This window comes from Pseudalkalibacillus sp. Hm43, from assembly GCF_051842935.1.
Lineage (GTDB): Bacteria > Bacillota > Bacilli > Bacillales > Fictibacillaceae > Pseudalkalibacillus.
This window is the reverse complement of the sequence record NZ_JBPXRR010000001.1, coordinates 584,750-607,863: the sequence shown is the minus strand read 5'-3', so window position 1 is coordinate 607,863 and position 23,114 is coordinate 584,750. Positions and strand designations below refer to the sequence as shown.

Annotated in this window: 30 protein-coding genes and 1 riboswitch; of the genes, 9 read left to right on the top strand and 21 right to left on the bottom strand. The window is 42.8% G+C overall.

From position 1 onward, the window contains the following. The first annotated feature begins 92 nt into the window (after window positions 1-92). Window positions 93-605, top strand: coding sequence for a DUF1572 family protein (locus ACSVDE_RS03320; protein WP_439299543.1), 513 nt, complete (start codon window positions 93-95; stop codon window positions 603-605). A 14-nt stretch (window positions 606-619) separates the two neighbouring features. Here the strand turns inward: ACSVDE_RS03320 and ACSVDE_RS03315 are convergent, their stop codons facing one another. The 4 genes from ACSVDE_RS03315 to ACSVDE_RS03300 form a co-directional block, all read right to left on the bottom strand. Beyond that, window positions 620-934, bottom strand: coding sequence for a hypothetical protein (locus ACSVDE_RS03315; RefSeq protein ID WP_439299542.1), 315 nt, complete (start codon window positions 932-934; stop codon window positions 620-622). A 16-nt stretch (window positions 935-950) separates the two neighbouring features. Beyond that, window positions 951-1,676 (bottom strand): class I SAM-dependent DNA methyltransferase, encoded by a 726-nt coding sequence (locus ACSVDE_RS03310; RefSeq protein WP_439299541.1) that lies wholly within the window; start codon window positions 1,674-1,676, stop codon window positions 951-953. Between the two features lie 96 nt (window positions 1,677-1,772). Continuing rightward, window positions 1,773-2,198, bottom strand: coding sequence for a hypothetical protein (locus ACSVDE_RS03305; RefSeq protein ID WP_439299540.1), 426 nt, complete (start codon window positions 2,196-2,198; stop codon window positions 1,773-1,775). A gap of 9 nt (window positions 2,199-2,207) precedes the next feature. Continuing rightward, window positions 2,208-2,726, bottom strand: coding sequence for a hypothetical protein (locus ACSVDE_RS03300; RefSeq protein ID WP_439299539.1), 519 nt, complete (start codon window positions 2,724-2,726; stop codon window positions 2,208-2,210). A gap of 190 nt (window positions 2,727-2,916) precedes the next feature. Here ACSVDE_RS03300 and ACSVDE_RS03295 point away from each other — a divergent pair, with 190 nt between their 5' ends. Beyond that, the gene (locus tag ACSVDE_RS03295) at window positions 2,917-4,152 is read left to right on the top strand and encodes an aminopeptidase (protein WP_439299538.1); all 1,236 of its coding nucleotides are present in this window, start codon (window positions 2,917-2,919) and stop codon (window positions 4,150-4,152) included. 40 nt (window positions 4,153-4,192) lie between these two features. Here the strand turns inward: ACSVDE_RS03295 and ACSVDE_RS03290 are convergent, their stop codons facing one another. The 8 genes from ACSVDE_RS03290 to ACSVDE_RS03255 form a co-directional block, all read right to left on the bottom strand. After that, window positions 4,193-4,453 (bottom strand): VVA0879 family protein, encoded by a 261-nt coding sequence (locus ACSVDE_RS03290; RefSeq protein ID WP_439299537.1) that lies wholly within the window; start codon window positions 4,451-4,453, stop codon window positions 4,193-4,195. Window positions 4,454-4,765: 312 nt separating this feature from the next. Further along, window positions 4,766-5,338, bottom strand: a complete 573-nt coding sequence (locus tag ACSVDE_RS03285) for a competence protein ComK (RefSeq protein ID WP_439299536.1) — start codon at window positions 5,336-5,338, stop codon at window positions 4,766-4,768. 190 nt (window positions 5,339-5,528) lie between these two features. Further along, complete coding sequence (locus ACSVDE_RS03280; protein ID WP_439299535.1) at window positions 5,529-6,071, bottom strand: GNAT family N-acetyltransferase; 543 nt, start codon at window positions 6,069-6,071, stop codon at window positions 5,529-5,531. A gap of 16 nt (window positions 6,072-6,087) precedes the next feature. Then, on the bottom strand, window positions 6,088-6,513 hold the full coding sequence (locus tag ACSVDE_RS03275) for a hypothetical protein (protein WP_439299534.1): 426 nt from the start codon (window positions 6,511-6,513) through the stop codon (window positions 6,088-6,090). 139 nt (window positions 6,514-6,652) lie between these two features. After that, window positions 6,653-7,510, bottom strand: coding sequence for a lysostaphin resistance A-like protein (locus tag ACSVDE_RS03270; protein ID WP_439299533.1), 858 nt, complete (start codon window positions 7,508-7,510; stop codon window positions 6,653-6,655). Further along, window positions 7,510-7,956 (bottom strand): NUDIX hydrolase, encoded by a 447-nt coding sequence (locus tag ACSVDE_RS03265; RefSeq protein WP_439299532.1) that lies wholly within the window; start codon window positions 7,954-7,956, stop codon window positions 7,510-7,512. The genes ACSVDE_RS03270 and ACSVDE_RS03265 overlap by 1 nt, the downstream gene beginning before the upstream one ends. A gap of 16 nt (window positions 7,957-7,972) precedes the next feature. Then, window positions 7,973-8,173, bottom strand: coding sequence for a hypothetical protein (locus ACSVDE_RS03260; RefSeq protein ID WP_439299531.1), 201 nt, complete (start codon window positions 8,171-8,173; stop codon window positions 7,973-7,975). Between the two features lie 14 nt (window positions 8,174-8,187). Beyond that, window positions 8,188-8,694 (bottom strand): hypothetical protein, encoded by a 507-nt coding sequence (locus ACSVDE_RS03255; RefSeq protein WP_439299530.1) that lies wholly within the window; start codon window positions 8,692-8,694, stop codon window positions 8,188-8,190. A 128-nt stretch (window positions 8,695-8,822) separates the two neighbouring features. Here ACSVDE_RS03255 and ACSVDE_RS03250 point away from each other — a divergent pair, with 128 nt between their 5' ends. Next, window positions 8,823-9,584 carry a MerR family transcriptional regulator gene (locus ACSVDE_RS03250; protein ID WP_439299529.1) on the top strand — a complete coding sequence of 254 codons (762 nt, stop codon included), beginning with the start codon at window positions 8,823-8,825 and terminating at the stop codon, window positions 9,582-9,584. Between the two features lie 49 nt (window positions 9,585-9,633). Here ACSVDE_RS03250 and ACSVDE_RS03245 read toward each other — a convergent pair whose 3' ends face one another. The 3 genes from ACSVDE_RS03245 to ACSVDE_RS03235 all read right to left on the bottom strand — a co-directional run bounded on the left by ACSVDE_RS03245 (window position 9,634) and on the right by ACSVDE_RS03235 (window position 10,669). Continuing rightward, on the bottom strand, window positions 9,634-10,122 hold the full coding sequence (locus ACSVDE_RS03245; protein ID WP_439299528.1) for a GNAT family N-acetyltransferase: 489 nt from the start codon (window positions 10,120-10,122) through the stop codon (window positions 9,634-9,636). Window positions 10,123-10,140: 18 nt separating this feature from the next. Next, window positions 10,141-10,416, bottom strand: coding sequence for a hypothetical protein (locus tag ACSVDE_RS03240; RefSeq protein WP_439299527.1), 276 nt, complete (start codon window positions 10,414-10,416; stop codon window positions 10,141-10,143). Window positions 10,417-10,570: 154 nt separating this feature from the next. Next, window positions 10,571-10,669 carry a putative holin-like toxin gene (locus ACSVDE_RS03235; RefSeq protein WP_439299526.1) on the bottom strand — a complete coding sequence of 33 codons (99 nt, stop codon included), beginning with the start codon at window positions 10,667-10,669 and terminating at the stop codon, window positions 10,571-10,573. Between the two features lie 238 nt (window positions 10,670-10,907). On the opposite strand from ACSVDE_RS03235, the gene ACSVDE_RS03230 reads away from it, so the two are divergent. The 3 genes from ACSVDE_RS03230 (at window position 10,908) to ACSVDE_RS03220 (ending at window position 13,174) form a co-directional block, all read left to right on the top strand. Then, complete coding sequence (locus tag ACSVDE_RS03230; RefSeq protein ID WP_439299525.1) at window positions 10,908-11,375, top strand: flavodoxin; 468 nt, start codon at window positions 10,908-10,910, stop codon at window positions 11,373-11,375. Window positions 11,376-11,441: 66 nt separating this feature from the next. Next, on the top strand, window positions 11,442-12,929 hold the full coding sequence (locus tag ACSVDE_RS03225) for a flavin monoamine oxidase family protein (protein ID WP_439299524.1): 1,488 nt from the start codon (window positions 11,442-11,444) through the stop codon (window positions 12,927-12,929). A gap of 56 nt (window positions 12,930-12,985) precedes the next feature. Further along, window positions 12,986-13,174 (top strand): hypothetical protein, encoded by a 189-nt coding sequence (locus ACSVDE_RS03220; RefSeq protein WP_439299523.1) that lies wholly within the window; start codon window positions 12,986-12,988, stop codon window positions 13,172-13,174. 178 nt (window positions 13,175-13,352) lie between these two features. On the opposite strand, the gene ACSVDE_RS03215 is transcribed toward ACSVDE_RS03220, so the two are convergent. From ACSVDE_RS03215 to ACSVDE_RS03205, 3 genes are all read right to left on the bottom strand, one after another. Further along, on the bottom strand, window positions 13,353-14,195 hold the full coding sequence (locus ACSVDE_RS03215) for an STAS domain-containing protein (RefSeq protein ID WP_439299522.1): 843 nt from the start codon (window positions 14,193-14,195) through the stop codon (window positions 13,353-13,355). Between the two features lie 136 nt (window positions 14,196-14,331). Continuing rightward, window positions 14,332-15,657: a TrkH family potassium uptake protein gene (locus ACSVDE_RS03210; RefSeq protein ID WP_439299521.1), complete on the bottom strand. Its 1,326-nt coding sequence runs from the start codon at window positions 15,655-15,657 to the stop codon at window positions 14,332-14,334. A gap of 3 nt (window positions 15,658-15,660) precedes the next feature. Further along, a complete protein-coding gene (locus ACSVDE_RS03205; RefSeq protein ID WP_439299520.1) occupies window positions 15,661-16,326 on the bottom strand; it encodes a potassium channel family protein in 666 nt (221 codons plus the stop codon). Between the two features lie 131 nt (window positions 16,327-16,457). After that, window positions 16,458-16,614, bottom strand: a riboswitch (cyclic di-AMP (ydaO/yuaA leader). 244 nt (window positions 16,615-16,858) lie between these two features. Here ACSVDE_RS03205 and ACSVDE_RS03200 point away from each other — a divergent pair. Next, entirely contained in the window at window positions 16,859-17,680 is an 822-nt protein-coding gene (locus tag ACSVDE_RS03200; RefSeq protein WP_439299519.1) for an MBL fold metallo-hydrolase, read from the top strand. 98 nt (window positions 17,681-17,778) lie between these two features. On the opposite strand, the gene ACSVDE_RS03195 is transcribed toward ACSVDE_RS03200, so the two are convergent. Continuing rightward, complete coding sequence (locus ACSVDE_RS03195) at window positions 17,779-18,345, bottom strand: beta-class carbonic anhydrase (protein WP_439299518.1); 567 nt, start codon at window positions 18,343-18,345, stop codon at window positions 17,779-17,781. Between the two features lie 198 nt (window positions 18,346-18,543). Here ACSVDE_RS03195 and ACSVDE_RS03190 point away from each other — a divergent pair, with 198 nt between their 5' ends. Both ACSVDE_RS03190 and ACSVDE_RS03185 read left to right on the top strand, forming a co-directional pair. Further along, a complete protein-coding gene (locus tag ACSVDE_RS03190) occupies window positions 18,544-19,116 on the top strand; it encodes a TIGR00730 family Rossman fold protein (protein WP_439299517.1) in 573 nt (190 codons plus the stop codon). A gap of 115 nt (window positions 19,117-19,231) precedes the next feature. After that, window positions 19,232-19,939, top strand: a complete 708-nt coding sequence (locus tag ACSVDE_RS03185; RefSeq protein WP_439299516.1) for a DUF4396 domain-containing protein — start codon at window positions 19,232-19,234, stop codon at window positions 19,937-19,939. Window positions 19,940-19,970: 31 nt separating this feature from the next. Here ACSVDE_RS03185 and ACSVDE_RS03180 read toward each other — a convergent pair whose 3' ends face one another. Further along, on the bottom strand, window positions 19,971-21,497 hold the full coding sequence (locus tag ACSVDE_RS03180) for a diguanylate cyclase (protein ID WP_439299515.1): 1,527 nt from the start codon (window positions 21,495-21,497) through the stop codon (window positions 19,971-19,973). 342 nt (window positions 21,498-21,839) lie between these two features. Further along, complete coding sequence (locus ACSVDE_RS03175) at window positions 21,840-23,108, bottom strand: glycosyl hydrolase family 18 protein (RefSeq protein WP_439299514.1); 1,269 nt, start codon at window positions 23,106-23,108, stop codon at window positions 21,840-21,842. Between the last annotated feature and the right edge of the window lie 6 nt (window positions 23,109-23,114).

The following is a 23,114-nucleotide window of genomic DNA, read 5'->3' as shown; positions in this document are numbered from 1 at the left end:
CTACATTCTAAAATCGTTCACGGCGAATTAAAAGGGTTTTTCCTAAGTAACTTCGAATGACTGAAAGGAGACTACAAAAATGAGGTGTAAATATGTCAGAACTAGAGAAGGTCTATCTTGAAGAGATCAGAGAGAACTACAGAGGGCTGAAAAAGCAAGCAGAAAGGGTTTTCGATCAACTCAGTACCGAGGAGCTTGCTTGGACACCGAATGAAGAATCGAACAGTATTGCAATCTTGATTAAACATATGAGTGGCAATATGAAGTCGAGATGGACCGACTTCCTTACTACAGATGGTGAAAAACCGGACCGTTATCGAGATAACGAATTCATTGATGATATGGAAACGCAGGAACATATGCTAGAGGTTTGGGAAGAAGGCTGGGGTGTCTTATTCAATACGCTCAATTCCTTGACGGAAGCGGACTTGTTGAAGACGGTCTACATACGAAGCGAACCGCATACCGTCATTAAAGCATTGCAGCGCCAAGTCACCCATTACGCAGCACACGTTGGTCAGATCATCTATATCGGTAAACTCGCCAAAAACAAAGAATGGAACACACTAAGCATTCCAAGAGGAAAATCCGAAGAATACAAGTAGGTGCCAGGCACCAATCAGAAACTGTTGCGTTTCAACGGTTCTGTTTCGGTGCCTGGTACGTTAATGGAGGTTTCGATGTCGCGAATGAAGTGCTCCCTTTCGTATTCGTTCTTCAAGAGGAGTCTGACGTTTCTCCGCTTTTTCAAGAATTTTTTCAGCTTCTGGTCCTTTTCCATCAATGCATCAAAATCATTTCCATACAATCGGCTGAACCATTGCTCCTTTTTCAAACGGTCGATGTTCCGTTGAAGTTTGCTCTTTTCTGGCATGAACCAGAAAAGGAATTCTCCAAAAGCTTCTAATAATAGGAAGAACAATTCAAAAGCCACCGCTAATCTCCTCCAATCAAGGTTTCCGGGCAGATAAGATGAGGACTACAGGAATCCTACTTCTACGTTCATATTCTTCTGTTTGGCTGAAGAACCGTTCATCCGGCGTTCCTTCTTTCAAGCCTTCCAATTGAAAGCCTGCTTGCAATATTTCGGTTATGTATTGCTCCGTCGTCCTATGGTATTTTGTCACCATCTGATCCATCCATGGTTCTGTGCGCTCCCCTATTTTGAAATAATCATCTACGATCCAGTTTTCACGTTTCCCACCGCTTGCGCTCTTCATTGAAGCTGTTATGACAGGGTGCTGCACACTGAAAACGAAACGACCTCCATGGGTTAAGCTATGAAACACCTTTTCAAACACAGGCTGTACGTCTTTCAGGTAATGAAAAACGAGCCGGGACACAACCAGGTCATAATGGTTTTGTTGAAGTTTCAATCCTTCTAAAGAGCGGCATTGGAATTCTACTCGTGTATCCTCGAAACCCTTTCTTGCTAGTTCAACCATCCGTTCCGATCCATCAATTCCGTGATAGTGCACTGCGCCTCTTTCAAGTAACTCTTTTCCAAACAAACCGTCTCCGCAGCCGAGATCGAGAATCCGATCTCCTTTTGGACTGCCAATTAAATCATTGATTGCAGGTCCTTCAAGAACATTGTTCGGACTTTCCGAACGATTCCTCCGCTTTTGGAACTGGTTGAAAAATTGTTCATTTTCATAAAAAGTAGATCCGTTCATCCATATTCAGCTCCCTATCTAACCTTATTTACGACTGTTGTAGCCAAAAGTTCCCATAAAAAAGCTTGGCTAAGCCAAGCTACTTAAAAATCAAATCTAAGAATAGTGTCGTTCCAGCAACTGAAAATCCTTTGTCTTTTGGATCTCAATCTGATGTGCAATTGCAAACTGTTCCAGTTTAGCACAGTACGTTTTAGGTTCAAAGTCAATCAATCGGATATTCTTTCCCTGTCGAATATGAATGACCGCACTTTTCCTCGTCCAACTCGTTCTTTTGAATGTAATTTTTCTGATTTGCTCAGGTTTGATCGTTTTTTTATAGATGGCATATTTAAAGATGAGTACCTCGAACTTTAAGTTTTGCTCATATATTTGAATAATAAAATTAAAAGAGCTAACGAGATATGTAAGCAGAAATACTGCCAGGAGATAATACCAGCCGTAAGTCTGTAAAACGAACGTATAGAGAGGAACAAATACGAGCATGAAGTAAGGAGAGATGCTAGATTTATATGTGTCCATCCTATTCACCTACTGAGTCTTTTCGGAAGATCGAATGACATCTACCTCGACTTCCACTTCCTGATCCTGATCATTTTCTAAAAGTTCAAGGACGTGTGGGTTCGCTTCCTTTCCTTCAATATCCTGCTCAAATAAAGCCAACAATTCATTATACAGTTCAATTGAAGGTTCTTTTAATTGATAAAAGTCCCTTCCTAATCCATCTTCTATTTCAGTTAGAACTAGTCGTCCGTCATTCAATACAAGCAATGTTGTACTTGGTACTTCCTCCGTCGTTTCAACCATCAAATCAATCGATTCATATTCAGGTTTATTCCTGAGCATATGGATCTTTTTCATTTCCTCTGTTGAAGCTTTCATTAATTGTTTATCGTTAATGAGTTCAATTACAGACTGGATCTGAGCATCTTCTTTCGTCCTGACAGTCGGCCGATCCAGAACACTAACCTGAATTTCTTCCGTCTTCTTAATCTCGAAAAACGTGCTACTCTCAACCATTTTGTCAGAACAACCAACGCTCAACACCATTAAAATAACACCTAAAAAACCTGACACAAGCCTTTTCTTCAAAACCTCACCACCATAATTTTCCTAATACGCCTACCAAAATCATTCTATCATACCTGTGTCATAATTTGGATAATTCTAAATACAATTGCTCATTCCTAACACCTTTCCAGAAACTATGATAAAATTTGCCTAGAGGAGGGTTATACATATGAAAACATTTGAAGAAAAGTTAGATCAATATGCACAATTGGTAGTCAAGGTCGGACTGAATATTCAAGAAGGACAACGCTTGTTGATCCTTTCTCCGATCGAAGCCAAGGATTTCACTCGTAAGGTAACCAAGTACGCTTATGAGAATGGATGTAAGCGTGTCATGGTGAACTGGGTCGATACAGCTACGACTCGCATCCATTTGGAAAATGCACCTGAAGAGACGGTGAAAGATAACCTGCAACCATGGGATATCGACAAGTTCAACAGCTTGTCTGAACACAACGATGCGATGTTGAACATTACAGGTGATGATCCAAACGCCTATGCTGGTGTTACACCTGAGCGTCTCATGTGGGTGCAAAAGGACAAAGGAGAAAAGCTTCAAGCGTTCTCTAAAGCTCAATTGAACGGTGACATGCATTGGGCGATTGCTGGTGTACCAACAGCTGGTTGGGCGAAAAGTGTATTCCCAGAAAGAAGTGAAGAAGAAGCGATCGAAGCACTATGGGATGCGATTTTCCACACGGTACGGATTGACCAGGAAGATCCGGTCGCTGCATGGGAAGAGCATGGTAAGACGTTGACGGAAAAGGTCGACTACTTGAATGAAAAACGTTTTAAATCGTTGCATTACACATCTGAAGGTACAGACCTTCGCATCGATTTACACCCGGATCACCTCTGGATCGGCGGTGGTCACACGTCTACATTTGGAACATCTTATATTCCGAATCTCCCAACTGAAGAAGTATTCACGACCCCACATAAAAATGGCGTCAACGGAACAGTAGCGAGCAAGAAACCTCTATCTGCAATGGGGAATCTCATTGATAACTTCAGCCTGACGTTTGAAGATGGTAAAGTTGTAGATTTCTCAGCTGAAAAAGGTTATGAGACGCTGGAACAGCTGTTGAACATTGATGAAGGTATGAAATTCCTTGGGGAAGTCGCATTGGTACCATACGATTCTCCAATCTCGAATTCCGGCATCATTTTCAACAACACACTTTATGATGAAAATGCAGCTTGTCACCTTGCAATCGGAACGTCCATTACGATGTCCGTGAAGGATGTCGGTCATTTGAAGAAGGAAGAACTAGAAGAGATCGGTGTCAACCAAAGTCGTGGACACACCGACTTCATGATCGGGTCTGCTGACCTTGATATCGTCGCGGAAACGCAAGACGGTGAGAAAGTGCAACTCTTCAAAGATGGCAACTGGGCTATCTAAATAACTATGAAAGAGGCTAACCCTTGGGCTAGCCTCTTTTTCATGCAAAATCGAAGACTTCGAGATTATGATTTTGATTGACTTGGACGATTTTCCCTTTGCCGAAGGTCCCTTGCTTCGCTTTGTAATGGCAGGTTCTACAATAAGAGTAGGCGAGATCCGGAGGATAACCTTCTTTCAAGAATTCTTGGACGGACTGGATGTGAAAGCAATTCGGACATTGAAAGTACCATTTCCGCTTTTCTTTTCCGAACAGCACAAGGCCATGCATTTCCCATTCATACAACGAATATTTCAGCATCGTAAGGATACACCATCCTCTACTCATTGTGATCTTATTCAAAAACCTTATCGTCACCCTAAATCATAGAAGAACATTATTAAACTTGTTTTAATGAATCATGTGGATTTGATTACAGGGAAGAAGTGTAAAGAAAACTTGATAAGCCTAGACTTTTGGCGAAGGCATATTTGCACATATACTGAAGAAAGTATTTAAACTTTCTTCAGTGAAAATAGACAGCTACTCGAACCGTAGCTGTCTACCTTCTCTCCCCATTTTTCCCTCGACCTCTCGTTTATGTATGCTGTTGTCTTATCATGATCCGTTCCTTTAAACGTGAGGATTGTGTTCATTGAATGAATAAGCACCTGTTGTTTCCATGATGAATGCTTGCTCTAAATTCATCATTTCTGATAATGGACGTTCCATTTCCCTCTGCTGGAGACTCATCAGATGTCTGTATTGTGCTGCCCGGTTGACTTTGGATTCCATTGCGGCTCGGCTGATTTGGACTGGGACTGTCGTCTTGTTGCGCAGTACGACTGAGCTGCTCTCAGCAGTAACAGAAAGGATTTCTTTTATATACTCGTGTGCAAACCATATACAGGCTTCACTCTTAGGAGATTGAGTCGGAAAGAAATAGATGCCTGATCGGTTGCAAACGACAATCGGAACCATCCGATTATATTTCGTCAAATGTGAGGCTCCTTCCACCCTTCCTTGATAACTCGATCCGTAATAGAGACAACTGTTGTTGATGATTTCCATCGGTTTCTGTGCAACGACCAAATCCTGACCAAGCTCCGATACCAGTGAGTATAGATGACCATGCTCATTATAATGCGGTAAGATGACCATCGTTTCTCCATTGATCAAATACTCATGTTTTTCAACCTTCTCCATTCATATCCCCCTCGAATTGAACTTTTTTTGAAGGTCTAAGGTGCTCATCCATCCCTCCTCCCTGTTGATTAGACCTATAGTACCATATAATGGAATTAAAATGTATGATTATTTAAATTTTTTGTTAAAATTTAATATATTTAATATTATTAGAGTGAAAAAGAAAGAAACATGCTGAATACATGTTCCTTCATTGAGCCTTATGTGGTTGATAATCTGCTTGTAAAACACTCATTATGTATGAATCTTGCCACTTCCCGTTGTGGAAACGTGCCTCCCTCAGACGGCCTTCCTGAATGAATCCCAGTTTTTTATACATTTGGATTGCGCGTTCGTTGTCTGCAAACACCCGCAAGGACAATCTATGCATGTTCATTTCCGCGAAAACGTATTCCATCATCAGCTCCATGGCTTCATAACCGATGCCTTTTCCTCTATACTCCGCTTCGCATAGTGCAATATAGCATTCTACATTTTTATGGTAGTGATTGATGTTGAACAATCCAAGATAGCCGACCGGCTTTCGATCCTCTAAATGTTCAATGATGTAATTTCTCCGGTTGTCCGCCCCTAACAAACTTTGGAGATTCTTTTCGACCTCTTCGAGGGATTGTAGTTCGATGAATGGATTCACCAACGGCGCAATTTCCATATCATTCTGCCAGCGATGATAATGCTCTGCATCCCCCAGTGTCATTTTCCTTAAACAAACTTGTTCTCCTCTGAACAGCATGGCTCCGCCTCTTTTCTTAAGATTGGATTGGTTCTTTTGGAACGGATGAAATAGGGACACTTGCTTCAATGTAGCTTCTGATTAATTTCCAATCACCGTTCATTTGTTTGAAAGTATCAGTGAAAAAATGTGCAGATTGGACCTTAATACCATCAAGTTCTAATGTCACCCAGAAAGATATGAGCATTTCACCTCGCCGAAGCGGCATCCTATTCACCTCATGAAAGTCCCATTTAACTTCTTTATCTTGAAAGGCCTCGAATGCTTTTTTCCATCCTTTTATGGACTCCGCATACCCGTAATCCTGAACAAGAAATTCACCATCAATTTCTCGGACTTCTCTTGCCTGAAAATCTTTCCAGGTGCTCAGTTCGATGACCTCCAGAGAGCAATTTCTCCATCCAGTTATGTATTCTTCAAGGAATGTGTCGAATTCCTTCAAGCTTTAACCCCTCCTTTTTACCCACCCCCATTACTTTCGATTCATGACACGAAATTCCTCTAATTAGGTCAGCTATGAGTAGCTGAAATCTACAGAAATCCCAATTTCCAACCACGCTCACATAAAAAAAGCTGTGTTCTCACACAGCTTTTTCATCACTTTTAAGCACATGTTCAGTTTCACGTAATCCTTTGATCATTTTTACAGCGATCCATATAAGTAGCCCCAAACAAATGAAAGCATAGATGCCGACATAAGGACCGACCATTTGGATCTCAGCAACCGCTTGTGAGAAATCCAATTCACTTCCTCCATCTACCGTAGCGGAGGAGAAGGCGATCAAGTTATTCAAGGCATGACAGAGAATCGGAACCCAGATGTTCTGTGTTTTCAAGTAAAAGATACTCAAAAATACACCCATGGTAAAATGACCGATCATACCGCTGTTCATATGGATCAAACTGAAGATCGCAGATGAAATCAGAATTCCGGCAACAGTACCGAACCTCACCCGAAGCTTCTGCAGCAACGTCGCTCTGAAGACCAATTCCTCCACGATAGGAGCAACCAGTACGACGAGCAGGAACGAAGGAATTGTCGTCGATGCCATGAATGAGCTTGTGGACATATTATCCTCTAAAATATCAAAAAGAAAATCCGGTACGATCAAAGAAAAAAGATAAAACAAAAATACCGCGATGGAAAGGGAAAACGTCAAATGAAACAGGGTAAACCCCAATTTCTTCACTAGCCCATCGGACTTCCGGATCGGCTGGAACACAGATTTCAATTGAAGATCATTTTTCCGATAAGCCCGTTTCAGCCATAGAAGCTGAACCGCGTATATCGCAAATTGACTGAACAGGATCACACTCGTAAGTGCTGATGGTCCATTCTTCATGACATAGAAGAAGCCCCCACCGAAAAGAACAACTCCGGTCAAGATCATCCAAAGAATCAGATAGCGGAATTTCACACCACGGTACGCAGGATTCATCAGCGGGCCTCTGCTTTCTCCTGAAGGACTTCTTCTGCCCTCCTCAGGCTTTCTACGAGATACTCTGGTGCTCTCGGGTCAGCGGCTATTTCTTCGTAAGTCATCCACCAGACGCCATCCACTTCATCTTTACTCTTCGCGTAGGCTTCGCCACTTTCATGCTCACATAAGAAGACGATATCGACGACATGGATATCGTCACCTACCGTAAAGGAAGTACTATGTACGTATGTCATTTCACTTTTCACATGAATACCAACTTCTTCAAGGACTTCACTTTGGACCGTCCTTTCCAAGATGTCGGATAGATTGCCTTCCGGTTCGACTTTTCCACCGACCAAGGAGAGCAGCCCCCCAGCATGCTCTTCCTTTTCACTGCGCTTAATGATCAACCAGCGCCCATTTTTGTAAATTGCACCCTCGACATTTACAATGAATCGATCCATACCTTACCCCCACGTGCTAATCGTTTTTCTTGTTCCTCTTCTTTTTCTCTGTAACGATCGCCAAATACAAGACTCCGATAAGGCCCATTAGACCAAAGGCTAATGCAACGATATCGGCAGTGTTGTACGGTTTATAATAGAAGAAATTCGAAATAACAATGACACCAAGTACGATGAACAGAACCCAGTGCCCATATTGACAGAATAGTTTTTTCAAAAGTTAAAACCTCTCTATTTGTACGTGCCTGACCAATGCCCATCGTCCGATTTTTTGAAATCGGTTGTTCTCACATCGGTTATTTTCCACGCATTGAATCCATCCTCGACTAAATGAAAAACAGCTTTTCCAGTGTAATTCCCTTCATGGATGTAGTTGTCTTTTTTAGCGGCAGATGGGTCATATCGTACGATTTCAAACGAGACAAATACCATCTTAACATGAGGATGGATATTTGACATACTTTCTTGATAGATGATCAATTGTTGGATGTGCGGCTCCAAAAAATGTTCAGTTTCAGTCGTGATTTTGAATACAGGGAAACCATAAAATTTCGGCCCCTGAATTAACTCCTTCAATTGATTACGCTGATCGGTCGTGATTTCTTCACTGTTTTCTAAATTCAGCATGATATCTTTCACTTCTTGAACAGGAGTGACCATTATAACATGATGGTACACTAAATAGAGAATGAAAATAATAGAAAGTAGAATCAACATAGATTTCAGAAGCTTCATCATACAACTCTCTTTTTTTGGCGTACGACTTTTATATCGGTCAGCAGGTGCCTATTTTTCACATTATTTCAAAAAAAGCAATTGACCCTTACGTTACGTCATAGCTTACGATTAATCTTGAGGTGATTGAGATGTATAAAGTGAAAGATGTTTCGAACATCGTTGGCGTCAGTGTGCGCACACTCCACTACTATGACCAGATTGAATTGTTGCAGCCAGAATCCATTACCCCGGCCGGGTATCGACTTTATACAGATCGAAACCTCGAGCGACTTCAGCAAATCTTGTTTTTCAAGGAGATCGGTTTCCCACTTACAAAAATCAAGGAAATACTCGACAGGCCTGATTTTGACCGGATGCATGCGTTACATGCTCACAAGGAAATTTTACTGGAGAAAAAGAAACGGATCGAAGAGATGCTCAGCACGGTCGACCAGACGATCCACTCAATTGAAGGAGGAACGAAAATGAACGAAGAGGATATGTTCAAAGGCTTTGATATGAAGGAAATTGAAGAACATCAGAAGAAATATTCCGATGAAGCGAAACAGAAATATGGAAAAGAGATCGTGGAGACGGCAGAAAAAAGAACAGCCAAATACACGAAGGAAGATTGGGTACGGATCCAACAAGAAAATAATGACATTTACAGAAAGATTGCCGATCGGATGCATGCTGGACCTTCTGACCCTGAAGTCCAACAAGCGGTATCCGACTGGAGACAGCATATTACAGACCATTATTATGACTGCACGCTTGAAATCTTCAGAGGACTCGGTGATTTATACGTGAACGATGAGCGCTTCACGAAGAACATCGACAAATTCAAACCTGGATTAGCCGCTTTCATGAGGGAAGCGATGCACATTTATTGTGATCAACAAGAAAGTTAAACCTACAAGAGCTGCCTCTCACCTATTCAGGTGGTAGGCAGCTCTCCTTTTATATTTCTAGCGTTAATAATTGTTGTGGACCGATTTTTCCCATCTTCCGTTTACCATGATCCACAAAGCCACAAGACTGATAGAGCTTTTGCGCGGCAATGTTTTTCTCATTTACGGCTAAAACGACTTCCCTTACTTCAGGAAAGTTCGTTCGGACATAATCCGGCAGAAGTTTCAGTCCTCTCTTTGCATAACCTTTTCCTTGATGATTCGTATCAATAGAAAAAGCAATCAGCAATAATCCGTTCTTTTCATCCGTATACTGCTCCACACGCTCTCCTGCTTGTAATACGAAAAATCCGACAGGGTAATCCTCTGAAAGGATGATGACAGGATGACGGGTAGCGTCCTCCTTTGCCAACCGAATCATTTCCTCAGGATAAGCCGTGAATCGTAGTTGTTCGTCAGGAAGATAAAAGGAAAATAAAGCCTTGTCATATATGGGACTGTACGAAATCAACTGAACATTCTTTACCGATTTCAGCATGTGCGAAAGAACTCCTTTTTATCCGAAAAGTGCTCCGATGAAAACAATGAAGGTGAGCATGATGGACAGTGCTCCAGTCATCAGAACCGTTGAAATCGTCCGAGCTGCAGACTTCCAATTGTCCACTCCGATTGTGCCGACGACTCCTATGATAAAAGTAAACACAACACATCCGAAAATCAAGGGATAGCCGAGAGACTGTGGCAAATACGCTTCAAAGAATACTTGAGTCAAAAACCACACGACACACACCAGCATAAGTAAGAAGGACCCGATATTCAGAAAAGAACCCATTACAATCCCCTCCTTATTCGCGTTACTTTTATATTTAATCTATTCGCTTCTTTTCTTCTAATATCCTTTAACGAATGAAAGTCAAATACCGCTATGGAAAAACAAAAAAGAAGCGGTTCCTCCAAGGAAGAACCACTTTCAACAAAATACCTCTTCAATTCACTGCGTTCATGATCAAAATCGTGACGGTGATGATACCGATCGTGTACATCCCGAACTGGAGCATCAATCCAATCGCTTTTTCAGGTGACATACCCATTTCCCCTTTCAGTATTGACCTTCTCAAGGACCCGCAGTGTCACAACTTTGTCTCTTATGTACTAGGATGTCTGAATCAAGCTTGTCTCAAACACGCAAAAAGCATTTTTCAATGTTTCTTTTTTATGACGGAGAAGGATGTTGACAGTGAGAAGTATTCTCAACTATGATAGGAATATAAGTGATAATGATTCTCAATTTCAAATAAAATAAATACATAAGGAGCGATGATGATGAAACGGGTTTTGATACTATTCGCAAGTATGTCAGGAAATACCGAGGATATGGCGGACCTCATCGAACAAGGGATGAGTGACCAGAACGTGGAGATTGTGAAAAAGCAAATCGAAATTGACGAGATTGCTGTAGAAGAATTAAAGGATTTCCACGGAATCCTCTTCGGATCCTACACGTGGGGTGATGGCGACTTGCCAGATGAATTAGAGGATTTTTATGATGAATTGGATGTATTGAATTTCACGGGTATTCGGGCAGCGACATTCGGCTCTTGTGACTCGATGTATCCGAAGTATGGCGCTGCAGTCGATATTCTTAGTGACAAACTTCATGAACTCGGGGCGGAAATCATCCTAGGCGGGTTGAAAGTGGAACTCACACCAGAAGACGAAGAAGTAGAAAGATGTAAGCAGTTCGGCAAGACATTTGCGGAACTATTATGTAAAGAGAGTGTACAATCTTAAAACGAACTCTCCCTTCATATTTCTATCCCTCCTACAATATATTTCTTATTCAGGGGGTATGGAAACATGTGGAAAGGACTAGATGAGACACTGAATGGCATATTGTCCTATCCGGATGAAATGCTATCCATCATTCAAAACGGGTTACAGAAAAACACCAAACCAAAGCATGTAATGATCCTGGGTGCTGGCATGGCCGGACTCGTTGCAGGTTCGTTATTGAAGCGAGCCGGTCATACAGTTTCCATTTTGGAAGGAAATAGTCGAGTCGGCGGAAGGATTTTTACCATGCGTCAACCGTTCTCAGAAGGGAATTATTTTGAGGCTGGTGCCATGCGAATTCCGGAAACCCATGTACTTGTTTTAGAATTGATCAAACGTTTCAAGCTCCCTTTGAATCCGTTCATCAACTCGACTCCCTATGACATCATTTACGTGAACGGAATCCTTACGAGACGCTACCTATATGATAAGGATCCTGACGTTTTGAAATACCCTGTAGGAGATAAATACAAAAAGCAGACTGCATTGAATATTTTTTTGGAAGCCGTGCAGCCTTTTTTTGATTTGTATACGAATGCATCCCCTGAAGAACGGATCCGACTGAAAAAGAAATACGATTCGTATTCTTTCGGTTCGTTCTTGAAAAACAACCCCTTTGGAAAGTCTCTGGATGCCTCTACGGTCCATCTCATACAAATCTTGTTGGGTATTGAAGGTTTTCCGGAGTTATCATTCGTCGATATCATCACCGACATCGTGTCGAACTTATTCAGCAGTGATTTGAAATACTATGAGATCATTGGCGGGAATGATCGACTCCCCTGGTCATTCATGAAAGAACTCTCCAGCAATCTCTATCTCTACGAAAATGTTACTGATATCAAACAATATGACAAATCTGTTGTTGTTTCTACTGTTGATCCAAGAACCGGAAAAAGAAGCGGAATACAAGCAGATTATGCCATCACGACAATTCCCTTCTCCGTCTTCCAGTTCATCAACATTGAACCTTTTTCATCCATCTCGTTCGAAAAAAGAACCGCCATTCAAACGATGCACTATGTTCCTGCAACGAAAATAGGACTTGAGTTCGGTTATAAGTTCTGGGAAAAAGACCAGTTGTTCGGTGGCAGTATGACAACGGACTTCCCACTCCAATTCGCTTATTATCCGAGTCATAACATCGGTAAACCAGGTCCAGGAGTGATGTTGGGCAGTTACAGTTGGGAAGATAATGCGGCGTTGTGGGATGCACTACCAGAAGACCGCAGGATTCAGGAAGCGCTTCAAATGCTTGCCAGAGTCCACGGTCCAGTTGTGTTTCAGACCTTCCGGAAAGGCGCGTCTTTCAGTTGGGCTCAAAACCCATTCTCTGGTGGCTGCTTCACTTTGTTCAAGCCTTATCAATATTCAGAGTTTGGTCAGGTGATCAAACAGCCTGAAGGTCGACTTCACTTTGCCGGTGAACATACCTCCTCTTTTCACGGGTGGATTGAAGGGGCAATCGAATCCGGCGTTCGAACTGCTTTTGAAGTGAACGCACGTGATTGACCCTTTTCCGTCTTTTCTATTTTTTGGTATAGTGGAATTCATAGGGGGGATGGAAAATGAAGATTTCTAGACTAGTATTACTTGCTATGGTGATCGGTTCCATCAATTTGGGGCTATACGCACACCGTATGTATACGACAGGGGAACTCGGCTACAGCATCACGCTTGTTGTATTGTCACTCTTCTTTATAGGATTGACGATTTTCGGAATTTTACGGAACATCAAGCTTTCTCAAAGTGAATGACTGTGTGATTGAAGAAAATGAGCCACCTGTGCTCGATGGTGTTGATCGTGCTCAACCATTCCTGATACATAATCGGGAAGACTGATGACAGTCTTCCCAATTTTCAAAGTCCAATCACTGTTATCTCTAGCCAATGATCCATAGATTCTTCCATTCAATCAGCCTCCAACTCTACTTGTCAGCAAGATTGTAAATCACCTAGTAAGACTTCTGTAATCGCTTGTTGGAGATTACCTTTCACTATTGCTTTACCCTTAAACGAAAGCCCCTCTCTCACCATCTTACTCGCAATATCGGCACGAGTTCCTGTAATGATCGCTTCACATCCCATTAAAGAAATACCATCAATGACTTTAAGCAAGTGATGGGTGACGGAACCCTCCATGTCGACCACACCTGACAAGTCAATAATCAGGGTTTGGATTCTGCCTCTACCTACTTCAGCCAAAACCTTATCTTCTATCGTCTCGGAACGATATCCATCCATTGTTCCAATTAACGGGAATATTGCTGTGTTTGAACTGATTGGTATGATTTGGACAGATAGGTTTTCCACCAGCTCCCGTTCAGCTTCAAGAAGCTTATCTTTATAAGTAGAATAACTGATAAAAAATACATTCAGGAATTTGTCGATCTGTTCATTGATTGTTTTTTCAAGTGCATAAAATTCTTCTATACGATCTGATTTATCTTGCGCAACATCATATCTATATAGAAAACTCCATAACGTTCTACGTATTGCGTGAATCCAATCGAGTTTAAACATCAATGTCATGGAATATTTCGCCCACACGATTCCTTCTTGTTCAGCAAATTTCTCAAGATCTTCGGTTTGCTGTTCCACCACATAACCGATAAGTTTATGGGCGTTTTCAATCAAATTGATGTTACCGATCATCTGGATTTCTTCGATTTTACCTCTTACATTTTCAGCTTCTGAGAGCAAGTTTTCTTCGATTTCTTTTTGATGTTGATTAAAGAATTCCTTGATTTGTTGTCCTTCTTGCAAAACTAAACTCATATCAATCACATCCCAATATCTAGATTTAGGCTAGTCATGTAAATGGTTTACTTTATTTTAGCAAAGTCTGATAATTCCGCAAATTTTTTATGGTCGTGTGGAATCCAGAATCTCAAGACAGCTCATAGTGATGTCATTACCCTGCCAAGATATCTTCTTTCGGATAGCGAATATTTTCAAGACTGTGTCTGGACAATGTAAAAGCAAGCGTCAACGGCCCAAGTTTTCCAAGGAACATGATGAAGATGATCATAAATTTGCCGAACATCGTAAGATCCCCGGTCAAACCCATCGATAGTCCCACGGTACCAAACGCCGAAAAGACTTCAAATATGATGTGCAAAATCGGTGCATTCTCAGTCATGCTCAACAATAAGATTGCAGTGAACACGAACGTCAATCCGATCGTTGAGATCGCTAATGCTTTTACGAGTAGATAAAAATCGATCGTTCTCCGCAAGATAACGATTTCATACTTGCCTTTCAAGAAAGTGAAAACGGCGAACGTGATAATCAGGAATGTCGTCAGCTTGATTCCCCCAGCTGTTGATGCACTACCTCCACCAACAAACATGAGCAACAGCATGAAAAAGATGGACGGATCCTCCATACTGCCGATATCCAACGTATTGAATCCGGCCGTTCGTGGCGTTACCGCCTGGAAGTAGGATGCTAGGATCTTCTCTCCTGATGATAGCTGACCGATTGTAGCTGGATTATTGGATTCGAATATGAAAATGATTAGAAAAGCAACGATGTTGATGATGAAAGAACCGATGATCATCAACTTCGAATGAAGGCTCAGATTCCGGAAGTTCTTACTGTGCCAAAAATCTGTGAGAACCGTGAATCCGATTCCACCTGTTATGAACACGGCCGTGATGACGATGTTGACCACCGGATCGCCGACAAATCCCATCAAGCTGTCTGACCAAATTGAAAATCCTGCATTATTAAAAGCGGAAATGGAGTGGAACACAGCAGCATAAAAGCCTTTCCCCCATCCCATCACTGGACCCCAATGAAGGGTCAAGAAAAGTACCGCAACAGACTCGATGGCAATGGAAAAGATGAATAGTCTTTTCACGAGCAAGATGACGCCGCCTATGGACGTCTGGTTGAGTGCCTGTTGCACGAGCAATCGATGTTTCATGCCGATTTTTTTCCCGATCATGATGAAGATCAATACGGCAAAGGACATGATTCCAAGACCGCCGATTTGGATCAGTGCCAGGATGACAATCTCACCGAACAGAGTAAAAACCGTTCCTGGATCGATTGTGACGAGACCTGTCACGGTCATGGCGGACGTCGAAAGGAACAGTGCATCCGTCCAGCTGACTGTCTCTTCGGTTGCAAACGGAAGCTTCAATAACAATGTTCCTAGTAAGATAAAAGCTAGGAACATGAGCACCAAAAATTGTGGCGGTGTGATATTCAGTTTTCTCGGTAACCATTTCATAGGCTACAATCCCCGATCCTCAAATCGTTTTAAATCATCATTCGTTCCGATGATGATGAGCGTATCCCCTTCATGGAGTTCCACTTCCGCAGACGGGGAAACCATGATTTCAACGCCTTTTTTGATCCCAACAACATTGCACCCGTACTTCGCCCGAATATCCAAATGTCCGAGCGTCTTTTTATGGACTTTATGGGTTGCGATCAGTTCAACGATACTATGATCAGGTGATAGCTCGATGTAATCGATGATCTTTTCAGAAACGACATGGTGCGCAAGTCGCTTCGCAATATCCCGTTCTGGGTGGATGATCCGGTCTGCACCGATCTTCTCGAGTACCATGCGGTGATATTTCGATTGCGCTTTTGCCCAGACCGTCTTGACACCAATCTCTTTCAGGACGAGTGTCGTCAATATGCTCGATTGGATGTCATCTCCTAAGGAAACGATGACCAGATCGAAGTTCCGGACACCAAGCGATTTCAACACGCCTTCATCCGTCGAATCTGCTACAACGGCATGCGTCGCAAATGAAGAATACGCGTCCACTCTGTCTTCGTTGCGATCGATTGCTAGTATCTCTGTATTCAACTCAGCGAACTCCTTACACAAACTTCCTCCGAAATTCCCGAGTCCGATTAGTCCGATTTGTTTCAGTCGAGTGGCCATAATCCATTTCCCTTCCTACCGGTTATTCCTATTTTGCCTGTATTTAACAATAACTATGATGATTTTTTACGCATACAAAAAACCACAGAGGTAAGACACCCGTGGTCAATAAAGTGGTTCGATCACTGTTATCATCCTCTCCTTATACGCTTACGAGGTTAGCTGTCGGATTCGGGCGTAAAGAGTCGCCCTACCTCTTTCTAACAAGAGGATTCACCCCAAGTGATGACTTCCCATCACATCAAGAATTGGTTCCCCCGCTTTTTTCAAATTCAGCGTTATGGATCAAAAACTATTTGATTGAGATGAACATAATAATACGCCTCTCAAACTCCCGATGTAAAGTGGATTTTCCCACCAAATTTATCCGAATTCATTCATTTGTCGTCATTTAATATGAATTAGATTCTCTTTTCTAATCCTTAGAAGATATTAATCGATGTTGCACTGTTTTTCAATACATTCTGTTGTTTTTTTGGATGCTTTACAGGATTTTTAAAAATCTTATGGAAAGGGTTAGGATAGATTTTTTATGGAAGAAGGCATGATGATGACCACACAACAGATTGGTAACGTCGAAAGCCTGCATGTGAAGTGTTATGCAGGAGACATGTATTTGAATTACTTCCTCTACTATGTGGATGGAATGCTGGTGGACACAGGCCCGAAGAGCTGCGCAAGTGAAATCCACCCATTTCTAGAAACGAAAAAGATCAATACAGTCGCGTTGACACATTTTCATGAAGACCATACCGGGAATGCTCGATGGGTTCAGGAGCAGATGAATCCGGAGATTTACATCCATCCCATGGCGATGGAAATCTGTGCGAGAGACGGGGAATATCCTGATTACCGGAATGAGTTCTGGGGTCCGAGGGAAGGGTTTGAGGCTAAGCCGATTCGAACGAGCGTTCAGTCAGATAAGTTGGAATGGGAAGCGATTCATACGCCCGGCCATTCTCGAGATCACCTTGTATTCTTTAATGCTAAAACCGGTATGCTGTTCTCCGGTGATTTGTTTGTCACACCGAAGCCGAAAATTTCAATGTGGCAAGAATCCATTCCAACCGTCATGGATTCGATCCGAACCGTGTTGACGTATGATATCGGGGAGATGTTCTGCGCACATGCAGGGTACATTGCGGATGGGCGTAAAATTTTAGAGAAGAAGCTGGATTATCTGGTGAGGACACATGAAGAAATTCAGCATTTGTATGGGAGAGGGCTATCTGTGGAAGAGATTGATGCTCAGTTGTATCCTGAATCCTCACCGCTCAAGTACATATCAAAGAGAGAATGGGATTCCAAGCACTTCGTCCGATCGATGGTGATGGATGAGCCGAGTTTGAGGTAAAACGCTCTTTCTGTCCTTCATTTTTGGTTTTCCGCTTTTTCAGGGACAGAATCAATAAAGAAAAGACTGGCGATTGCGCCAGTCTTCCCATTTTCCAATTACTTTTCTTCATATCCGTTTACTACGAGGTCCAATTTACCTGTATCAGGCGCGATGACGAGACCATGCACTGGAGTTCCCTCTGGAAGTAGCGGATGGTTTTTCACGATTTCCACGCTATCCTGAACACTCTCTTCAACACTGTCGAATCCTTCGAGCCAACCTTCAAGATCAAGCCCTGCATTTTCGAGGGTTCTTAGCGTATCCGCAGAAACGCCTCGCTCCTGGAACTTCTTGATCATTTTCTCAGGATCGACACTCGACATGCCGCATTGGTGATGACCAATGACGAACACCTCGTCCGCATTTAGTTCATAAACGGCTACTAGAATGCTGCGCATGACACTGTCGAACTGATCCGTTACGATCGCACCGGCATTTTTGACGGATTTGAAGTCACCGTTTTGCAAGTTCATCGCTTTTGGAAGAAGCTCAACTAGACGTGTATCCATACAAGAAAGGATGACCATCTTTTTGTTGGGCAGATTTGATGTTTCGTAGGGTTCATAGCCCTTCTCTTTTACAAAGGACTCATTAAACTCCAAGATTTCATTCAATAATTGCATATTCTTCTCCCTCTCTTCTACTAAATTCACTCTACTTCAACTATACCAATTTTACGTGCGAGTGTCATTTGAAGCTCTTGCGGGGTGGCGATCATGGATTTTCAACGAGATTGGGGTGCGCAAGACCACTTCCAAAACTTTCATACGAACTTAATATTCTTCATATATAATATAAATAGATGAAAGGTGGAATGCGGAATGTATCGTTTTTCTTCCATTTGTGTGTTTTGTGGTTCAAGTTTCGGGACAAGCAATCTCTACAAGGAAGAGGTCAAAAAGCTAGGCAAACTATTGGCGAAAAACAACATCAAGCTAATCTACGGCGGTGGGAATTCCGGTCTGATGGGTGTTCTGGCACATGAGGTCATGGAAAACAATGGTGAAGCGACAGGCATCATTCCGAGGAGGATTTTTGAGAATGTCGATCATCTGGAACTGACTGAGCTGAAAGTCGTTGACAGCATGCATGAGCGAAAAGCAATGATGTATGAGCTGGCAGATGCTTTCATCGCCCTACCAGGAGGCATCGGAACGATGGAAGAGATGTTCGAAGTGATGACCTGGAATCAGATCGGCTATCATTTAAAGCCGCTCGGCATATTTAACATCGACCACTACTATGATCCACTCAAGGAAATGATCCAGCATATGTCCGAAGAAGGATTCGTTCAGAAGCAGCATTTGGATCAGACCATTTTTGAAGACGACGCTGAAAAACTATTAAACCGACTCAACTCACAAGAAATCACAGAAATGAATAAGTGGAATTGACTGAGAAACTTGCCGATTAGGTGAGTTTCTTTTTTACATATAAATGGGATCATCCGTTTAATGAATGCCCCCATAGGGTATCCAAAATAGACAGTTTTTCTATGGAGGAGGTAGCATGATTACACTAACAACCATCGCTTACATTGCGGTTATGATGGGAGTTGGATCTGCACTGTTCATCCTCATCGACGTCATCAGACACCCTCAACCGATGTTCATCATGAATATCGTCTGGCCAATCAATGGCTTATATTTGGGACCAATCGGGGTTCTGGCTTATTGGCAAATGGGACGGTCCGATGCTCAAATACAGCATGATCACGAAAACCATCACACAAATCACGAGGACATGCATTCCGAAAAACCCTTCTGGCAGAGTGTATTCGTCTCAACCAGCCACTGTTCGAGCGGTTGTGCATTCGGTGATGCTGTGGGTGTTCCGCTTGTCGCTATGACCGGACTCACCATCGCTGGTTCAACCCTGTTGACCCACTACGTCGTCGAGTTTACGCTCGCCTACCTATTCGGCATCTTTTTCCAAGTATTCTCGATTGTACCGATGAGCAAGATGATGGGAGACCATATGGGCTGGGGTCGAGGCTTCATTCAGGCAATTAAAGCAGACACGCTTTCTTTAGTTGCGTTTGAAGTCGGCATGTTCGGTTGGATGGCAATCGTCCATTTCTTCCTGTTCACCGAACCACCTAAACCGGACACGATGACCTTCTGGTTCATGATGCAGATTGCGATGATTCTTGGCACGGCAACCAGCTTTCCAGCAAATTGGCTCCTTGTAAAGAAAGGTATTAAACACGCAATGTAAAGTCCATCGTACAAAAAAGCGCCAGGTGCAATCACCTGACGCTTGTTTCTTCTCCTTGCACTCTCTCTGACTGATCCGTGTCATTATAGAGATGAACTTGATTCCGTCCATTTTTCTTAGCGGTATAAAGAGCTTCATCCGCATCCACGACTAGCTGAAGATGATTCATATCCTCAGTAGGCTCTACGACTGCCACCCCTACACTGACAGTGACAATCGGTTTTACTTTTGAATTGACGTGCGGAATCGCCAATACTTGTACACTCTTTCGGATCGCTTCCGCTACTTTTAGAGCACCGTTCTCTTTTGTATCCGGTAAAATGACGGCAAACTCTTCTCCGCCATAGCGTGCTATCAAGTCATGTGGTCTGTTCAACACCGTTTTCCCAACGTTAGCAATCTCCTTGATACATTCGTCTCCCTGTTGATGACCGTACGTATCATTGTAAAACTTGAAGTAATCGATATCGAACATGATCAATGTTAGTGGCGTTTTGTGATGGATCGCCTTCGCCCATTCTTCCTCCAGCATCGAGTCAAAATAACGTCGGTTGAAGATTTCCGTAAGACCGTCCATATTGGATAACCGCTTCAATCGGTTGTTTTTCTCGATCAGGTCACTCTCTAAATCTTTACGGAGATCGACATCTCGGGAGGAACAGATCAGTTCATTCTTTTCAATCCCAAGGTCTGTCATCCGTTTAGAGGTGGTTTCTAACCAAACATAGCTTCCGTCTTTCTTCCTGAACCTGTATTCCACAACCGATTCCTCGCTGGATTCTTTTACTGTATTATGAGAGTCCGTAATTCTTTCAAGGTCCTCCCAATGATAAAAGTCGTACGGATTTTTTCCTATCAACTCGTCCGGTTCATAGCCTAAAATAGCTTTACTAGAAGGTGATACATATTTGAATCTACCATCCAGGAAATGCGTTGAGATCAGGTCAGATGAATTCTCAGCAAGCAATTTGTAATACTTGATATCCCGGTGATTCTGGTTCGCTTTTTTCAAGGTTTCCGCTAAAAAGTATGTAAAAATGTTGCCCCCGATTGCAAAGGGGATGAAATAGGAAAGAACGAGAGTCGTTAACCCCGTATCCTTCAGTAGATAGAACAATGTAGCTGCAAAAGCGAGCATCCCAAAAGCATTCAATAAAAGGTAACGATAAAGGGTTTTCGGTAGTCGGATCAAGGAGAGAAGTCCCATGATCACACCTGACAAAATCGTCACTGCACACGCTACAAGCGAGGCAGTGCTTATCCCATATAACCCAATCCGCATGACACCAATGACTACCGCAGACAGAATCGCTGATAGTGGTCCCCCGAACACTCCTGCCAAAACCATCGCCAAATGACGAAGATCGACGATGACCGTTTCATTCGGATGAATGGAATTCAACATGAGTAACGTTCCGAGAATCCCCCCACCTACACCAAGCATCAGCTTGGTTTTATAGGTATTATCCTCATTTAACGGGCGGTTCTGGAATGCCTTCCCCGCCACGAACAGAAATGCAGTCGTTATCGCAATATTATTCAATAGATCAAGAAACATCAGCCTCAGCTCCATTAGCTTGCAAAATCATAGTAAGAAAATCCCAGTTTTTATGTATATCGGTTTAAATAGCACGTTCCTATAGAGCAGAACGTTAATAATTATACCTTTCTTTCATTATTTTGGAAAACTACTTTTTTGTTGCCGTCATTCGTACCATAGAATCACACTCAGCCCACTTTTGACAGTGCGAATATGGCTGTTTCGTACCGTGAGATAACACCCACCCCTCTTTTCACGGTACGAATAACGCTCTTTCTATCTGCGAATCCACTTCACTACCACTCTTCACGGTACGAAAAAAGCTTATCGGACCACCTTCCGATAAGCTTCCTCAACCTATCACTTCAACACGAGTAAGTTCTTTTTCACATATGCCCAGTTCTGCGGGAATTTAAATCGGAGTCTCCAGTAGGTGGCCCCGAGCAAATTGTACACTTCCAGCTGTTTGTATTTCGCAGTGACGCTTTGAATGTCTTCGAACCAGACTTCATGATCAGCATTCATTTTCCGATATCGGTAAAAAGGCGCCTCAGCTGTCCAGTCATATTGAACTGGGATCCAACCATCAATCGCACGGTTTTGTGCATTTTGGACGGAGAGCATTTCAGCCGCTTTCCCTTGAACTTGAGGAACCGTCCAATCATAGCCGTATAAACTCATCGCCATCATCACTTTACGCCGGTTGATTTGACCGGTGGCATACATCAATACCTGTTCCACCCACCAGGTCGGTGAAATCGGATCAGGTGGACCGATTGCATAGCCATAATCGATCGTCATCACCGAAACGATATCGACTATCTGGCCAATTGCTTTATAATCGAGAAAACCGACCAACCTGTTCGTCGGCAGATCACTGCTTTTCGCATGCGCATTCACTTGCAATATCCGATTTCCGAGTGCTTCTTTCAACTCTTCTAAGAACAGGGTGAAATCATCCCGCCGTCCTGGAGGCACGAATTCAAAGTCTATGCTTACGCCTGCGTAGCCATTATCATTCACTGTGTTCACAAGGTTTTGGATCAACGTGTCCCGCACGTCAGACTTTTGAAGCACTTCCTCTGCGAGTTCTGGACTGAATTGGTTTTTTTCATAGTTGCTGATGACAAGCAGAGGCTTGATGTTCAATTCCTTGCACTTCTGTAAAATCGCCGCATCCTCAACCGGCACCAGTTTCCCGTCTCGCAAAAACGAATACGTGAAAATGGCAAGATACGAGATGCTTGGAGCTAGATCTTCCAGGAGCTCCAAATACTTGGAAGTCTCCAAAGCATCAAAGAACACGAGCGATTGCATCGGATACTTTTGCCAAGTCGGAATCCGGACCCGCTGGCCGATGGTAAGCGCATTGGGATTGAGATCTGGGTTGGCGGTCATAATGGCTTGAACGGACGTCTTGTAAAGCTGGGACAGTTTCCAGTAAGTATCACCTGACCGGATCTGATAGTAACGTTCGGGCGGTTGTTGGTCCGGAATATACAGATGCAATCCTGGAATCAAGGCATCTGAGACGAGACCGTTCACAAGCTTCAGCGTCGAAATCGGTACACCGTACGCGATGGAAATCTTCCACAAGTAATCGCCGGGTGCCACAGTATGAATCGCCATCCCCAT